Annotated in this window: 16 protein-coding genes and 1 pseudogene; 11 read left to right on the forward strand and 6 right to left on the reverse strand. The window is 74.0% G+C overall.

Annotation, left to right across the window (positions count from 1 at the left end; translation table 11 throughout):
• Positions 1-117 precede the first annotated feature (117 nt).
• From ACQP04_RS34095 to ACQP04_RS34125, 7 genes are all read left to right on the forward strand, one after another.
• Positions 118-681: a flavin reductase family protein gene (locus ACQP04_RS34095; protein ID WP_433504553.1), complete on the forward strand. Its 564-nt coding sequence runs from the start codon at positions 118-120 to the stop codon at positions 679-681.
• A 47-nt stretch (positions 682-728) separates the two neighbouring features.
• Positions 729-2,303, forward strand: a complete 1,575-nt coding sequence (locus ACQP04_RS34100) for a 4-hydroxyphenylacetate 3-hydroxylase family protein (RefSeq protein WP_433504554.1) — start codon at positions 729-731, stop codon at positions 2,301-2,303.
• 5 nt (positions 2,304-2,308) lie between these two features.
• Positions 2,309-3,175: a catechol 1,2-dioxygenase gene (gene catA, locus ACQP04_RS34105; protein WP_433504555.1), complete on the forward strand. Its 867-nt coding sequence runs from the start codon at positions 2,309-2,311 to the stop codon at positions 3,173-3,175.
• A 77-nt stretch (positions 3,176-3,252) separates the two neighbouring features.
• Complete coding sequence (locus ACQP04_RS34110; protein ID WP_433504556.1) at positions 3,253-4,059, forward strand: adenylyltransferase/cytidyltransferase family protein; 807 nt, start codon at positions 3,253-3,255, stop codon at positions 4,057-4,059.
• A gap of 119 nt (positions 4,060-4,178) precedes the next feature.
• Positions 4,179-5,144: a permease gene (locus tag ACQP04_RS34115; protein ID WP_433508489.1), complete on the forward strand. Its 966-nt coding sequence runs from the start codon at positions 4,179-4,181 to the stop codon at positions 5,142-5,144.
• Positions 5,141-5,938 carry a TIGR03943 family putative permease subunit gene (locus tag ACQP04_RS34120; RefSeq protein ID WP_433504557.1) on the forward strand — a complete coding sequence of 266 codons (798 nt, stop codon included), beginning with the start codon at positions 5,141-5,143 and terminating at the stop codon, positions 5,936-5,938. The genes ACQP04_RS34115 and ACQP04_RS34120 overlap by 4 nt, the downstream gene beginning before the upstream one ends.
• Positions 5,939-6,033: 95 nt before the next feature.
• On the forward strand, positions 6,034-6,855 hold the full coding sequence (locus ACQP04_RS34125) for a DUF1707 SHOCT-like domain-containing protein (RefSeq protein WP_433504558.1): 822 nt from the start codon (positions 6,034-6,036) through the stop codon (positions 6,853-6,855).
• 40 nt (positions 6,856-6,895) lie between these two features.
• Here ACQP04_RS34125 and ACQP04_RS34130 read toward each other — a convergent pair whose 3' ends face one another.
• The gene (locus ACQP04_RS34130) at positions 6,896-7,054 is read right to left on the reverse strand and encodes a hypothetical protein (RefSeq protein WP_156067558.1); all 159 of its coding nucleotides are present in this window, start codon (positions 7,052-7,054) and stop codon (positions 6,896-6,898) included.
• 116 nt (positions 7,055-7,170) lie between these two features.
• On the opposite strand from ACQP04_RS34130, the gene ACQP04_RS34135 reads away from it, so the two are divergent.
• Together ACQP04_RS34135 and ACQP04_RS34140 are read left to right on the forward strand one after the other, a co-directional pair.
• Positions 7,171-7,545, forward strand: coding sequence for an ArsR/SmtB family transcription factor (locus ACQP04_RS34135; RefSeq protein ID WP_433504559.1), 375 nt, complete (start codon positions 7,171-7,173; stop codon positions 7,543-7,545).
• A 54-nt stretch (positions 7,546-7,599) separates the two neighbouring features.
• Positions 7,600-7,995 (forward strand): annotated as a pseudogene (locus tag ACQP04_RS34140) (SRPBCC domain-containing protein); the annotation flags it as partial.
• Here the strand turns inward: ACQP04_RS34140 and ACQP04_RS34145 are convergent.
• The gene (locus tag ACQP04_RS34145) at positions 7,980-8,246 is read right to left on the reverse strand and encodes a hypothetical protein (RefSeq protein WP_433504560.1); all 267 of its coding nucleotides are present in this window, start codon (positions 8,244-8,246) and stop codon (positions 7,980-7,982) included. The pseudogene ACQP04_RS34140 and the gene ACQP04_RS34145 overlap by 16 nt on opposite strands.
• A gap of 128 nt (positions 8,247-8,374) precedes the next feature.
• Between ACQP04_RS34145 and ACQP04_RS34150 the strand changes: the two genes are divergently transcribed.
• Positions 8,375-9,247 carry an NmrA family NAD(P)-binding protein gene (locus ACQP04_RS34150; RefSeq protein WP_433504561.1) on the forward strand — a complete coding sequence of 291 codons (873 nt, stop codon included), beginning with the start codon at positions 8,375-8,377 and terminating at the stop codon, positions 9,245-9,247.
• A gap of 10 nt (positions 9,248-9,257) precedes the next feature.
• Here the strand turns inward: ACQP04_RS34150 and ACQP04_RS34155 are convergent, their stop codons facing one another.
• From ACQP04_RS34155 to ACQP04_RS34165, 3 genes are all read right to left on the reverse strand, one after another.
• Positions 9,258-10,811 (reverse strand): AMP-binding protein, encoded by a 1,554-nt coding sequence (locus ACQP04_RS34155; RefSeq protein ID WP_433504562.1) that lies wholly within the window; start codon positions 10,809-10,811, stop codon positions 9,258-9,260.
• A gap of 14 nt (positions 10,812-10,825) precedes the next feature.
• Positions 10,826-12,193, reverse strand: a complete 1,368-nt coding sequence (locus ACQP04_RS34160; protein WP_433504563.1) for an MFS transporter — start codon at positions 12,191-12,193, stop codon at positions 10,826-10,828.
• A 220-nt stretch (positions 12,194-12,413) separates the two neighbouring features.
• Positions 12,414-13,040, reverse strand: a complete 627-nt coding sequence (locus tag ACQP04_RS34165) for a TetR/AcrR family transcriptional regulator (RefSeq protein ID WP_433504564.1) — start codon at positions 13,038-13,040, stop codon at positions 12,414-12,416.
• A gap of 117 nt (positions 13,041-13,157) precedes the next feature.
• Between ACQP04_RS34165 and ACQP04_RS34170 the strand changes: the two genes are divergently transcribed.
• Complete coding sequence (locus ACQP04_RS34170) at positions 13,158-13,499, forward strand: MmcQ/YjbR family DNA-binding protein (RefSeq protein WP_433504565.1); 342 nt, start codon at positions 13,158-13,160, stop codon at positions 13,497-13,499.
• Positions 13,500-13,502: 3 nt separating this feature from the next.
• Here ACQP04_RS34170 and ACQP04_RS34175 read toward each other — a convergent pair whose 3' ends face one another.
• Positions 13,503-14,348: a class I SAM-dependent methyltransferase gene (locus ACQP04_RS34175; RefSeq protein WP_433504566.1), complete on the reverse strand. Its 846-nt coding sequence runs from the start codon at positions 14,346-14,348 to the stop codon at positions 13,503-13,505.
• Positions 14,349-14,387 lie beyond the last annotated feature (39 nt).

Raw genomic sequence — 14,387 nt, forward strand, 5'->3', positions numbered from 1 at the left:
GCTCTCGGGAACGGGGGCTTGACCGCTCCGCGTGGCCTGGGGCACTCTCCAACCCGTTGAACGCAAAGCGTGCAGCTTGTACGCACAGCGTACGACCACAGCACAGGGAGGTGCGAGATGACGGTTCCGCCCCGGGAGCTGCGCAACGCCTTCGGCCGCTTCGCCACCGGCGTCACCGTGGTGACCTGCCGGAACGACGAGGGGACCCCGCACGGCGCCACGGTGAACGCCTTCACCGCGGTCTCGCTCGAGCCGGCGCTCTGCCAGGTGACACTGACCCGGAAGTCGAAGGCGTGCGGCTACCTCGACGGGGCGCCGTTCGCGGTGAACGTGCTCGGCGCCGGCCAGCTCGACACCGCGTGGCACTTCGCCGGCCGCCCGGCCGACCCGGGCCCCGAGTGGGCCGACGGCCCCACCGCACCGGTGCTCGTCGGCTCCGCGGCGGTCTACTCCTGCCGCCCGTGGCGCACCTACGACGGCGGCGACCACCTGATCGTCGTCGGCGAGGTCGAGCACATCGCCGTCACGGACACCGATCCGCTGCTGTTCTACGCGGGCGCGTTCCGCGAGCTCGGCCCGCGCGAGACCGGCACCCACTGGGGCGGCTCGCTCGACTGCCCCGAGGCCGGCTGGTTCGACACGAGCACCCGCTTCCTGCCCCTGCGGCCGCACGCCGCCTGATCCCCACGTCACGACCCGCTGTTCACCGCAGAAGAAGGGCCAGATCCATGACGCTCCAGCAGGACCGCACCGCCTTCGACGCCGCGGCGCCCACCGCGACCGCTCCCATGACCGGTGACGAGTACATCTCGTCCATCCAGGACGGCCGGGAGGTGTGGGTCTACGGCGAGCGCGTGAAGGACGTGACCACCCACCCCGCCTTCCGCAACCCGGTCCGCATGACCGCGCGGCTCTACGACGCCCTGCACGACCCGGCCACCCGCGACAAGCTGACGGTGCCGACCGACACCGGCAACGGTGGCGTCACCCACCCGTTCTTCCGCTCCCCGCACTCGGTCGACGACCTGCTGGCCGACCGCCGCGCCATCGAGACCTGGTCCCGGATGACCTACGGCTGGATGGGCCGCTCCCCCGACTACAAGGCGAGCTTCCTCGGCACGCTGGGCGCGAACAGCGAGTTCTACGCGCCGTTCGAGGACAACGCGCGGCGCTGGTACCAGGAGTCGCAGGAGAAGGTCCTGTACTGGAACCACGCCATCATCAACCCGCCGGTGGACCGGAACCTCCCGCCGGACGAGGTCGGCGACGTGTTCATGAAGGTGGAGCGCGAGACCGACGCCGGCCTGATCGTGTCCGGCGCGAAGGTCGTCGCCACCGGCTCGGCCATCACGAACTACAACTTCATCGCGCACTACGGGCTGCCGATCAAGAAGAAGGAGTTCGCGCTCATCTGCACGGTGCCGATGGACGCGCCGGGCATCAAGCTGATCTGCCGCACCTCCTACACCCAGCAGGCCGCGGTGATGGGCAGCCCGTTCGACTACCCGCTCTCCTCGCGCATGGACGAGAACGACACGATCTTCGTGTTCGACAAGGTCCTGGTGCCGTGGGAGAACGTCTTCCTCTACGGCGACATCGAGAAGATCAACGGCTTCTTCCCGGTCTCCGGGTTCATCCCGCGCTTCACGTTCCACGGCTGCATCCGGCTCGCCACGAAGATCGATTTCATCGCGGGTCTGCTGCTCAAGGCCCTGGAGATCACCGGCAGCAAGGACTTCCGCGGGGTGCAGACCCGCGTCGGCGAGGTGGTGGGCTGGCGCAACACGTTCTTCGCGCTCGCCGACGCCATGGCCCGCAACCCCGACGAGTGGACCAACGGAACGCTGCTCCCCAAGCTGGACTACGGCCTGACCTACCGGATGCTGATGATCCAGGCGTACCCGCGGATCAAGGAGATCATCGAGTCCGACGTCGCGTCCGGCCTGATCTACCTCAACTCCCACTCCATCGACTTCAAGACCCCCGAGGTCCGGCCGTACCTGGACAAGTACGTCCGCGGTTCAGGCGGCTACGAGGCCGTCGACCGGGTCAAGGTCATGAAGGCGCTGTGGGACGCGGTCGGCTCGGAGTTCGGCGGCCGCCACGAGCTGTACGAGCGCAACTACTCCGGCAACCACGAGAACGTGAAGGCCGAGCTGCTCTTCGCCGCCGAGGCCCAGGGCACCACCGCGCACATGAAGGGCCTGGCCGAGCAGTGCCTGGCCGAGTACGACCTCGACGGCTGGACCGTGCCCGACCTCATCGGCAACGACGACGTCTCCTTCCTGCGCCACCGGAGCTGACCACGATGACCACGACATCTGATCCGGCAACGCAACCGTCCCCCACCGCCGCCGGCTCGGGCGCCAACGCCTCGGAGGCCTTCCGCGCCAGCAGCGAGCGCCGCGGATCGGCGGCCACCTCCACGGAGCGCGCCGACCGGCTCGTCCGCCGCACCCTGGAGGCGATCCACCAGGTCATCCGCGAGGAGGAGGTGACCTACCCCGAGTTCCAGGCCGTGAAGCGCTGGCTGATGGACGTCGGCGAGGGCGGCGAGTGGCCGCTGTTCCTCGACGTGTTCGTGGAGCACGAGGTCGAGAAGGTCGCCGCGAAGACCGGGCACGGCAGCTCCGGGACCATCGAGGGCCCGTACTACCTGCCCGGCCAGCAGCGGCTCGGCCCGGTCGCGACCCTGCCGATGCGCCCGGACGAGAAGGGCGAGGCGCTCGTCCTCTCCGGCCAGGTCCGTGACCTCGACGGCCGCCCGCTGGCCGGTGCGGAGGTCGACTTCTGGCAGGCCGATGCGGACGGTTACTACTCCGGGTTCGCCCCGCACCTGCCCGACGGCAACCTGCGCGGCGTGATCGTCACGGACGACGAGGGCCGCTTCGCGATCACCACGATCAAGCCCGCGCCGTACCGGATACCCACGGACGGCCCGACCGGCGCGATGATCGCCGCCGCCGGCTGGCACCCGTGGCGGCCCGCGCACCTGCACCTGATGGTGCGGGCCGACGGGCACCGCCAGATCACCACCCAGCTCTACTTCGCCGGTGGTGAGTGGCTCGACTCCGACGTCGCCTCCGCGACCAAGGACGAGCTCGTCCTCGACCCCCGGCAGCAGTCCGACGGCAGCTGGACGACGGTCTACGACTTCGTCCTCGAGCCCGCCTGAGGTCCGTCCGAACCGGTGTCCGTCCGGCCCCGCGTGCCCGGGGCCGGGCGGGACCGCCGTCCGACAGGGAGACCGCCATGACGGTCACGCTCGAACGACCCCCGTCCGGGACCGAGTCCGGGACCGAGTCCGACGCCGCGTCCGGCGGGTACTGGCACGGCCTCGACGAGGTCCCCTGGTGGTGGGGCCGGTCCGTGGTCACCCTCGGGGTGTTCGACGGGCTGCACCGCGGCCACGCGCGGCTGCTCGACCGGGCCGTCGAGCTGGGCCGACGGCGCGGGCTCCCGGTCGTGCTCACCACCTTCGACCCGCACCCGGCGACCGTGGCGGGGCCCGCCCGCGACACCACCCCGGTCGTCACCCTGGAGCGGCGCGCCGAGCTGGCCCGCGCGCACGGCGCGGACGCCGTCCTCGTGCTGCCGTTCGACGGCGAGGTCGCCCGCACCCCGGCCGTCGACTTCGTGCGGGACGTGCTGGTCCGCGCCCTGCGCGCCACCGACGTCGTCGTCGGGGAGAACTTCCGCTTCGGGCACCGCGGGGCCGGCGACGTCCGGCTGCTCCGCCGGCTCGGCGCCCGGCACGACTTCACCGCGCACGGCGTGCCGCTGCTGCCCGGCTGCTCGTCCACCCGCGTCCGCGCGCTCGTCGCGGCGGGGGACCTCCTCGGGGCGCGGAACGTCCTCGGCCGCCCGCACCGGGTGCTCGCCCGGGCCGACGGGGCCCGGCCAACAGTCCCCGACGGCGTGGCGTTGCCGCCCGACGGCCGCTACCGGGCCCGCGTCGGCACCACCCCGACGGTGGTGGAGGTGCGGGGACGGACGCTGCTGGTCGCGGGGCGTCCGCAGGGGACGGTCGCGGTCGACCTGCTCGAGCGGATCCGGTGACGTGAACCTCGATCCGTAACGGCTCCCGCCGCGGCCCGACAAGCAGAGGGCCCACGGAAGGGGAGCGCGTGACGGAGACCCGAGCCGACGGCGGACACCCCGCCGGGCACCACGACCGGGTGCGGCAGCCGCCGCCCCTGCCGGTGGTGCCGATCGTCCTGCTCGGCGTGACGGCGGCGGCGCTGGTCGGGCGGTACGCCTTCGAGCTCGTCCTCGGCACGAACGAGGCCGTGCAGACCTGGTCGACGGTGTTCGTGGCGATCGTGCTGCAGGCGGTGCCGTTCCTGGTGCTGGGCGTGGTGCTGTCGGCGGCGATCTCGGCCTTCGTCCCGGAGGGCGCGCTCGCTCGCGTGCTGCCCCGTCGACCGGCCGCCGCGGTGCCGGTCGCCGGGGTCGCCGGCGGCGTGCTGCCCGGGTGCGAGTGCGCGTCCGTCCCGGTGGCGGGGCGGATGATGGCCGGCGGTGTGGCCGCGCCGGCCGCCCTGGCCTTCCTGCTCTCGGCCCCCGCGATCAACCCGATCGTCCTGGTGGCGACGGCCGTCGCCTTCCCGCAGAACCCGGAGATGGTCGTGGCGCGGGCCGTCGGCTCCCTCGCGGTGGCGCTGGTGATGGGGTGGCTGTGGTCGGCGCTGGGCCGGCCGGAGTGGCTGCGCCCCCCGCGGCCCGCGCACCGCGAGGGCGGCACCCGCGGTGAGCGCTTCCGCACCACCCTGCAGCACGACTTCCTGCACGCCGGCGGCTTCCTCGCGGTCGGCGCGCTGGCCGCCGCGACCCTCAACGTCGTCGTCGACCCGGCCTGGACCACGGGGATCGGCGGGGTCCCCGTCGTCTCGCTGCTGGTGCTGGCCCTGCTCGCCGTGGTGCTGTGCGTGTGCTCGGAGGCCGACGCCTTCGTGGTCGCCGGGCTGTCCGGGTTCTCCCTGACCGCGAAGCTCGCGTTCCTCGTCGTCGGGCCGGTGGTCGACCTCAAGCTGGTGGCGATGCAGGCGGGCACCTTCGGCCGCCGCTTCGCCCAGCGCTTCGCGCCCGCGACGTTCGTGGTGGCGGTCGTGGTGAGCGCGGTCGTCGGCGGGGTCCTGCTGTGAACCGGCTCGTCGCACCGATCCTGCTGTTCGTGCTCGGCGCGGTGGCGGTGCAGCTGGTCGTCTTCGGCAACTACGTCGACTACGTCCGCCCCGGGCACGGGCCGCTGCTCGCGATCGCGGGCGGGCTGCTGATGGCCGCCGGCGTGTGGGGGGTTGTCGCCGGCCTGCGCGCGGACCCCGAGGAGTCCGCGGGGGCCGCGCGGCTGGCCCGGGCACGGGTGCACACCCGCGGCCCGCTCGCCGCGGACCGCGAGACGCTCGAGCGGCTCCGCGCCGACGAGCAGACCGAGGGGCACGACCACTCCCGGGTCCCGGGCGTCGGCTGGCTGCTGGTGCTGCCCGTGTTCCTCGTGCTGCTCGTGCCGCCGCCCGCGCTGGGCGCCTTCGCCGCGGACCGCGCCGGTGCCGAGGTGCCGCGCCCGGCGACGGTGGCCACCGAGGCCCTCTCGGGGCCCGGCCCGGTCCCGGTCGAGCTGCACGACTACGCGGAGCGCGCCGCGTGGGGCGACGGCCGGACGCTGACCGGCCATACCGTCGTGCTCACCGGCTTCGTGACACCGCGCGAGGAGGGCGGCTGGTACCTGAGCCGGATGGTGATCAGCTGCTGCGCCGCCGACGCCCGCAGCTACCTCGTCGAGACGGCCGGCGCCCCGGCGGAGCGGGTGCCCGCGCGCAACTCCTGGCAGCAGGTCACGGGCACCTACGCCCCGGGCGACGGCACGCACACCGCGCGGATCACCGCGCTGGAGGTCCGGCCCGTCGCCGCCCCGCAGGACCCCTACGAGCTGCCCTGATCGGCACCGACCGGAGCCGACCAGACCGGCCCTGACCAGCACCGACCGGCGGGCCCCGTCCGGTGTGGTGTGACCCCGGTCCTACGATCTCGGCCGTGTCCTCCCTCCGCACCCGGGCCCGCGACGCGGACCGGAACGCGCTGTGCAACGCCCTCGACGCCGCGTACGCGGAGGGGCAGATGGACGGGGCCGAGCACCGCGAGCGCACGGCCACCGCGCTGCGGGCCACCACCCTCGGCGAGCTGAAGGCGCTGGTCGCGGACCTGCAGCTCGAGCGCCCGATCGCGCTGCTGCCCCCGGACCGGCCGCAGCGCTCCCGCGGGACGCGCTGGGCCGGCGTGCTGGTCGCGCTGGCGCTGCTCGGGGTCGGGTTCGGGGTCGGGCACGCCGTGGCCCGGTCCAGCGCCCCGGCCACGGTCGCGGCCGGGGAGAGCGTCGCGGCGGGCCGCCAGGTCGCCCCGGTCGTCGTCACCCCGGCCGGGCTGCACACCCCGGAGGGCTTCGGCCGCCTCGTCGACGACCTCCGCTCCCGGCTGGGCACCGCGGTCGTCGCCGACGCGACGATCTACCCGGACTACGCCGTGCTGACCGTGCCGGTCGAGGGATCGCCGGGCCGCGCGCAGTCCTACACCTACCGCGGCGGCCTCGACGGCCCCAGCCCCGCCGGCACGCGGGACGCGGACCAGCCGGTCGTCGACCTCGCGACGATCGACGCGGCGACCGCGCTCGGGCTCGTGGCCGGGGCGCCGGAGAGCCTGAAGGTGCCCGACCCGACCAGCCGCTACCTGATCATCGACGACGAGGGCACCGGCCCGCGGATCGCCGTCTACGCGTCGAACGAGTACGGCGAGACCGGCTACCTGGAGGCCCGCCCGGACGGCTCGATCGTCGCGGTCCACCCGCACGAGGCGCGCTGATCCGTCCCTGACGCGGCCCCGGACCGCCCTCGGCCCGGCCTCACTCCCCGCCGAACTCGGTGGCCTCCCGCTCGGCGTCGGTGCGGTCGTCGCGGCCGTCGTCGGTCGGGCGGGCGGTGCCCGGGTCGACGTCGCGGGTCGGCGCGTCGACGGGCTCGGCCGCCTCGTCGTCGCGCGGGTCGGTGTCGGGGTTCGGCACGGGTCCTCCCTGGACGCCGGGATGGTCACGCTCGGCATCCCCACCCGGCGGCGGCCGAAACCGCGACCCGATGTGTGCACTTGCCGGTTAAGTACGTCTGCGGTTACATATGGGTCGTGGACGCGTTCGCGGTGCTGGCCGACCCCCTGCGCCGGCAGGTCGTCGAGCTCCTCGCCGAGGGCCCGGCCACGGCGGGCGACATCGCCGCCCGGTTCCCGATCACCCGCCCGGCCGTGAGCCGGCACCTGCGGGTCCTGCGGGAGTCGGGGCTCGTCGAGTCCGCGGTGCGGGGCCAGCACCGCGTCTACACGCTCCGCCTCGCCGGGCTCGCCGAGCTGGACGACTGGCTGGGCCGGTTCCGCCCGCTGGCCGACGACGCCGCGCCGGTCGGGCCCGCCGCGCGGCTCGACGCCCTCGACACCGAACTCCACCGCGGCCGTCGCGCCCGGCGCGCCGCCGACCCGACGGGAGAGCACCGTGGCACTGCCTGACCCCGGCGACCGCCGCACCCTGACCCTGCGCCGTATCCCGACCCGGTCGAGGAGGTCTGGGCGGCGTTCACCGACCCCGCCCGGCTGGCCCGCTGGTTCGGCTCCTACACCGGCACCGGCCGCCCCGGCGGCACCGTGGAGCTCACCGTGACCGGCGAGGTCGACGCGGGCGGGGCCGTGGCCGAACCGGTCACCGTGACGATCCACGAGTGCGCGGCGCCGCACCGGCTCGCCGTCGAGGTCCCCGACGGGCCCGAGGGGCAGGCGTGGCTCATCGAGGTCGACCTCGCCCCGGCCGGCGGGGGCACGGACCTGGTCTTCACCCAGCGGCTGGTCCCGGGGCTCGACCCGGCGGACGTCGAGGCGGGCTGGAACTGGTACCTCGACCGGCTCGAGGCCTCCCTCCACGGCACCGGGATGCCGGACTGGAGCGCCTACGCCCCCGGCTGATGCCCGTCGACCGGGTGGACCGGCCTGGCGAGGAGCTCGTCGGCGAGGCGCGGTACGAGCGCCTCGCGGTCGAAGCGGTGCCCGAAGTCGGCGTAGGCGACCAGCTCGCGATGGAGGAGCTCGCCGACGCAGCCGGGGTAGAGCCGGCGCGCGTGGTGGGCCGCGGCCCGGAAGCGGGACCGGTCGTGCGGCGGGATGTCCGGGGCGGTTCCGTCGAGCCCGGCCGTCCCGGTGACCAGGCGGATCGTCATGGAGGAACTGTGCGCGTCCGGACGGGTCCCGCGCACCGGGGAGAACTACGTACACAGAACGCGGTGACGGACGTATCCGGTGGGCGTCCCTGACCGCTCCTGTCATGGTTGGGCCGTAGGCAGAGGTGATGAGCGAACGGATCGTCGTCACCGCCCCCACCGGTCACGTCGGGAGCCGGGTCGTGCAGCTCCTGCTGCAGGCCGGGGCCCGGCCGACCCTGCTGGTCCGCGACCCGGGACGGCTCGACCCGGCCGTCCGCGCCGCCGCCGACGTCCGCCAGGGGGACCTCACCGACCCCGCGTTCGTCCGGGAGGCCGCGGCGGGGGCCGAGGCCGCGTTCTGGCTCGACGTCACCCCGCACACCGCGGACGACCCGGTGAAGGAGTCCGCCGCGCTCGGCGAGGTGTTCGCGGCCGCGGCGAGCGAGGTCGGCCGGAACGTGTTCCTCAGCAGCGGCGGCGCCGAGCTGCGGACCGGCGCCGGCCACATCGACGGGCTCGGCCGCATCGAGGAGATGCTCGACGCGACCGGCGCCACGGTGACCCACCTGCGCTGCGGCTACTTCTTCACCAACCTCCTCGCCGACGTCGACGGGCTGCGGCAGGGCGTCCTCGCCGCCGCCCGCGACCGGGAGGAGCCGATGGCGTGGGTGGACCCGCGCGACATCGGGGAGGTCGCCGCGGCGCGACTGCTGGCGCGGAACTGGTCGGGCCGGGTCGTGCAGGGCGTGCACGGCCCCGAGGACCTCACGTACTCGCAGGTCGCGGGCGTTCTCACCGAGGTCCTCGGCCGGCCCGTCACCTACCACCGCCTCTCCGACGACGACGTGCGCACCGCCCTCCGCGGTGCCGGCCTCGGCGAGGGTGCGGTCGAGGGGATCGTCGGCATGACGGCCGGGACGCGGGACCTCCGGCCCGACCCGCCCCGTACCGCGCTCACCACCACCCCCACCACCCTGGGCGAGTGGGCGCACCGCGTCCTGCGGCCGCTGATGGAGTGAGGTCGGCCCGTCAGCCCGCCGGTCGGGCGGCGTAGCGCTCCTTCAGCTCGCGCTTGAACAGCTTGCCCGTGGCCTGGCGCGGGAGCCGGTCGGCGAAGTCCAGGGCACGCGGGCACTTGTACGTCGAGAGGTGCTGCCGGCACCAGGCGAGCAGCTGCTCGGCGAGCTCCGGACCGGGAACCCGCCCCGGCTGCACCTGGACGACGGCGTGGACGACCTCCCCCAGCTCGTCGTGCGGGATGCCGAACACGGCGGCGTCGGCGACGTCCGGGTGACCGACCAGGACGTTCTCCGCCTCCTGCGGGTAGATGTTCACGCCGCCGGACAGCACCAGGTCGGACCGGCGGTCGGCCAGGAAGAGGTGGCCGTCCCGGTCGACGTGGCCGAGGTCGCCGACCGTGGTCCAGCCCCGGTCGTTGCGCGAGCCCGCGGTCTTGACCGGGTCGTTGAGGTACTCGAACTCCAGCCCGCCCTCGGACCAGATCGTGCCGACCTCGCCGGGCGGCAGTTCCGTCCCGTCGTCGTCGAGGACGTGCGGCCGCCCGACCAGCGCACGTCCGACGGATCCCGGGTGCGTGAGCCACTCCTCGGAGTCGATCGCGGTGAACAGGTAGTTCTCGGTCGACGAGTAGTACTCGTGCACGATCGGCCCGAGCCAGTCGATCAGCGCCCGCTTGACCCCGGCCGGACACGGGGCCGCCGCGTGCACGACGACCTGCAGCGACGACAGGTCGCGCGCCGCCCGGATCTCGGGCGGCAGCTTGAGCATCCGGATCAGCATCGTCGGCACCATCTGGGTGTGGGTCACCCGGTGTCGCTCCACGAGCTCGAGCGCGGCCGCGGCGTCGAACTTCTCCATGATCACGACCGTGCCGCCGTAGCGGTGCACCGTCATGCAGAACCGCAGCGGCGCGGCGTGGTAGAGCGGGGCCGGCGAGAGGTAGACCGCCTCCTCGTCGAGGCCCCAACGGTCGTGCAGCAGGGTGGCGACACCCGGAGGGGTGCCCAGCGGGGCCAGCGGCAGGGCCGCGGCGACACCCTTCGGCCGCCCCGTCGTGCCCGAGGAGTAGAGCAGGTCGACACCCTCCCGTTCCTCGAGGACGACCGGTGGGGCGGCGGCGACCGCCGACGCCAGCTCCTCGAACCCCGCCTCCGCGGAACCCGTGGTGAGCCGGAGCCCGACCTCGGGCGCCTCGCGCAGGGCCGACGCCGCCCGCTCGGTGTACGCCGGGCTGACGACGATCGCGCGGGCCCCGGAGTCGCGGAGGATGTAGGCCGCCTCCGCGGGCTCGAGCCGGACCGGCAGCCCGACGTACCGCAGGCCGCTCCGCTGCGCCGCCCAGGCCACCGGCAGGTAGTCCGCGGTGTTCGCCATCAGGATCGCGACGCAGTCACCGTGCCGCAGTCCGCGCGACCGGAGCAGGGCGGCGATCGCCCGGGACGAGTCGACCAGCTCGCCGTAGGTCACGACTTGACCGTTGGCGGCCATGACGTACGCCGGGCGCCCGGGGTCGGTCTGCGCGATCGCGTCGGGGAAGGGTGTGTCCGAGGTGGGTGTCTGCACGGGGGTCTCCGGCGTCAGCGGGCCGCGGTCGCCTCGGTGCCGGTGGCGGCGGCCGGGGCGGCGGTGGAGTGGTAGCGGCGGCGGCTGATGAGCTGCAGGCACAGCAGCGCGGCGGCGGCGAGCACGACGATCAGCACGCCGACCCGCCAGGCGTTGCCCGGATCGCCGTTGATCAGCGCGACGGTGACGAACGGGGCGAACCCGCCCACGATCGCGGAGATCTGGTAGCCGAGCGAGGCCCCGGAGAAGCGGATCTCCGGGGGGAACAGCTCCGCGAACAGCGTGCCCTGGGTGCCCGTCTGCAGCGCCATCGCGACGACGGCGCCCAGCACGGCCACCGCGAACGGCCAGATCCGGTCGGGCCCCGACGCGGCGATCAGCAGCCACATCGGCACGGCCCACACCAGCATCGCGGCCGAGCCGAGGCCGAAGACGAGCTTGCGGCCGATCCGGTCCGACAACCAGCCGAAGAACGGCACGAGCGGGATCATCACCACGCAGGCGATCAGGATCCACGTCAGCACGGTGGACCGGGCCACGCCGAGGTAGGTCGTGACGAGCTGCACCGAGCCGGTGATCGTGGCGTAGAAGAACACGATGCCGACGGTGTTCGCGCCGGCCGCGGTCAGGATCGCGCCCGGGTTCCGGCGCAGGACCTCGAAGAACGGCGAGCGGCGCACCTGGGGCTGCGTCGCCGCCTTCGCGGCGGCCGCCTGGAACTCCGGCGTCTCCTCCAGGTAGCGGTGGATGGCGAAGGCGATCGGCAGCATGACCAGGCTGATCCAGAACGGGATCCGCCACACCCAGGTGACGAACGCCTCGGGGGACGCGAAGGCGGTGGCGAGCAGGAACGCGACGTTGCCGAGCACGACGCCGATCGGCACGCCGAGCTGGGCGAAGCTGCCGTAGTAGCCGCGCAGGTGCGCGGGCGCGTTCTCGGTCGCGACCAGGACCGCGCCGCCCCACTGTGCCCCGACGGCCAGGCCCTGGCAGATCCGCAGCGTCACGAGGATGGTCGGCGCGAGCCACACGGCCTGGGTGGACGGCACGAACCCGATCAGGGAGGTGGCGACGGCCATCAGGACGACCGCACCCACCAGCACCGGCTTGCGCCCGTACTTGTCGCCGAGCTGACCTGCGACGATGCCGCCGATGGGGCGGGCGATGAAGCCGACCGCCACGGTGGCGAACGAGTTCAGCGCGGAGACCACCGCACTGTCCGTCGCGAAGAAGGTCGTGTTGAACACCAGCGCGGCCGCGGTGGAGTAGATGAAGAAGTCGTACCACTCGAGGGAGGTCGAGAGGGCCGCGGCCACGGACGCCCGGGCGGAACGGCGGGGCGGCGCGGCCTCGGGGAGGGCCGCGTCGGCGTCTGACTGCATTGTCGTCTCCAGGGTGCAGACCGCGGCCGGGGGCTCGTCGGTCAACTCTGACTGATTGGTGCCTGCAGGCCCGTGCCGACGTCTCGGTGGGCCACCCCGTCACGGTCGATCGACCGGGAGCCGCAGGTCGGGCGTTGACCTGCCGGGGTGCGGCGCGACGAGGCTACGACGACGGACGACCGACAGTCAATCCTGACTGCCGCCCGGATCTTCCGGAGCGTCAGATCTCGAGGAGCACCCGGGCGACGTCCGTCCAGTGCGCGAGGTGCGGGTCGCGCCGGGGGTCGCGGTGGTCGAACGAGTAGGTCAGCGCCGCACCCCGCATGCTGGTCACCAGCATCTCCCGGAGCTGGGGATAGCGGGGGTGCCCGGCGAGCTCCGGACCCCACATCCGGTCCACCCCGGCCCGGATCACCCCGCCGAGGCGACGCTCGGCCGGGAGCAGCGCGGCGGCGATGCGGTCGTTCGTCCGGGCGGCGGTCCAGATCTCCATCGCGGCCCAGAAGTGCGGCTCGTGGAAGGTCAGCCACATGAACTCGACGACCTGCGCGACCCGGACCGGCCCCGGGACGTCGGCGGGCAGGTGGGTGTCGATGCGCTCGACGGTCTCCCGGATCCGCTCGTCGGCCAGGTACTCGGCGGCCGCGAGCAGCAGCGCCTCACGGGACGGGAACCAGTGCAGCAGCCGGCCCCGCGAAATCCCCGCCCTGGCCTGGATCCGCAGCGTGGTGGCGGCGCTGAAGCCCTCCTCGACCAGGCACGCGACCGCCGCGTCCAGGATGCGGGTCCTGCTGTCGACCGCCGGCGGCGACGGTGCCGCCCGGTCGACGTCCGAGGTGGGCGTCACACCTGCAGGGTAGGCGAGGGGCGCGCAGCAGTCACTCGTGACGGTCGACATTCACCCACGACATGTCCGCTCTGTCGGTCCCTCTCGCTACGCTCCCGGGCGTGATCGGGAGGGGCGGTGGCTGACGCGGAGGACGTGCGGCGGCTGGCGCTGTCCCTGGCGGGCGTCGAGGAGATCGACAGCGACGGGTTCGACTTCCGCGTGGGCGGGCGCGGGTTCGTCTGGTCCTACCCGGAGCGGGTGCCGGGGCAGCGCCGGGTGCTCCGCACGGACATCGCCGTGCTGTACGTCGGCGACGAGGCGGAGAAGCAGGCGCTGCTGCTGGGGGAGCCGGACCTGTTCTTCACCACGCCGAGCTACGACGGGCTGCCGCTGGTGATGGTGCGCCTGGAGAAGGTCGGTCCGGAGCGGCTCTCCGAGCTGGTCGTCGACGCCTGGCGGATGCGCACGGAGCCGTAGGCCTCAGGGCCGGGCGAGCTCCCACACCACCACGCCGGGCAGGCCCACGAACGCGGTCCGCGTCGCCTCCGGAACCAGCTCGACGGTCGGGGTCACGGCGGCCTCCGGCGTGAGCACCGGCTCCTCGGCGCCGTGCACGACCAACCCCGCCGCCAGCGCGGCCCGGGCGTAGTCGGTGACCCGGTGCCGGTGCAGCCGCATGTAGGAGCGGCCCGTCTCGCTCGGGAACTGCGCCTGCCAGCCGAGCTGCACCAGGAACGGATGGACGTCGCTGACCAGGATCCGCCCGCCCGGCCGGACCACGCGCGCCAGCTCCGCGACCGCCGGCTCCAGCTCGGGCACATGGACCAGGGCCAACGCGCACACCGCGGCGTCGACGGACGCGTCGGGCAGGGGCAGGTCCGTGAGCGTGCCCTCGAGGAACCGCCCGCCCGGGATCTTCGTCCGCGCCCGCTCCAGCATGTCCGGCGACTGGTCGACGCCGACCACGACGTGCCCCCGCTCCGCCAGCCGCACGGCGTGGCGCCCGGTCCCGCACGCGGCGTCGAGCACCTCACCGGCGGGCCAGGCGTCGAACCGGCTCCGCATCGGCGGCTCCTCGATCGAGAACAGCCGCAGCGGGCCGTCGTAGGTCGGTGCCCACCGCGCGTACCCCTCGCGCAGGTCGAGCTCCACCCCCAGCGGTCCCTGCAGCGACGGGTCCCGCTCCAGCCGGCCGAGCAGGTCCCGGGTCTCCGCCATCCGCATCGCCCGGGCCGTGGCCGCGTCGGTGCCGTCGGCGTGGAGCAGCCGCAGCAGCGCGAGGCCCTCCACGCCCACCGTCAGCTCGCCCAGCGTCGGGTCGGTCACGCGCCCACGCTACCGAGCGGGCGCAAGCAGCCCGCGGAA

The sequence above is a fragment of the Pseudonocardia halophobica genome, from assembly GCF_050948485.1.
GTDB lineage: Bacteria > Actinomycetota > Actinomycetes > Mycobacteriales > Pseudonocardiaceae > Pseudonocardia > Pseudonocardia halophobica.

Bases quoted from the DNA above. Each gene is read 5' to 3' on its own strand.
- ACQP04_RS34095 (WP_433504553.1), top strand. From the start codon at position 118: ATGACGGTTCCGCCCCGGGAGCTGCGCAACGCCTTCGGCCGCTTCGCC.
- ACQP04_RS34100 (WP_433504554.1), top strand. From the start codon at position 729: ATGACGCTCCAGCAGGACCGCACCGCCTTCGACGCCGCGGCGCCCACC.
- catA (WP_433504555.1), top strand. From the start codon at position 2,309: ATGACCACGACATCTGATCCGGCAACGCAACCGTCCCCCACCGCCGCC.
- ACQP04_RS34110 (WP_433504556.1), top strand. From the start codon at position 3,253: ATGACGGTCACGCTCGAACGACCCCCGTCCGGGACCGAGTCCGGGACC.
- ACQP04_RS34145 (WP_433504560.1), bottom strand. From the start codon at position 8,246: ATGACGATCCGCCTGGTCACCGGGACGGCCGGGCTCGACGGAACCGCC.
- ACQP04_RS34150 (WP_433504561.1), top strand. From the start codon at position 8,375: ATGAGCGAACGGATCGTCGTCACCGCCCCCACCGGTCACGTCGGGAGC.
- ACQP04_RS34160 (WP_433504563.1), bottom strand. From the start codon at position 12,193: ATGCAGTCAGACGCCGACGCGGCCCTCCCCGAGGCCGCGCCGCCCCGC.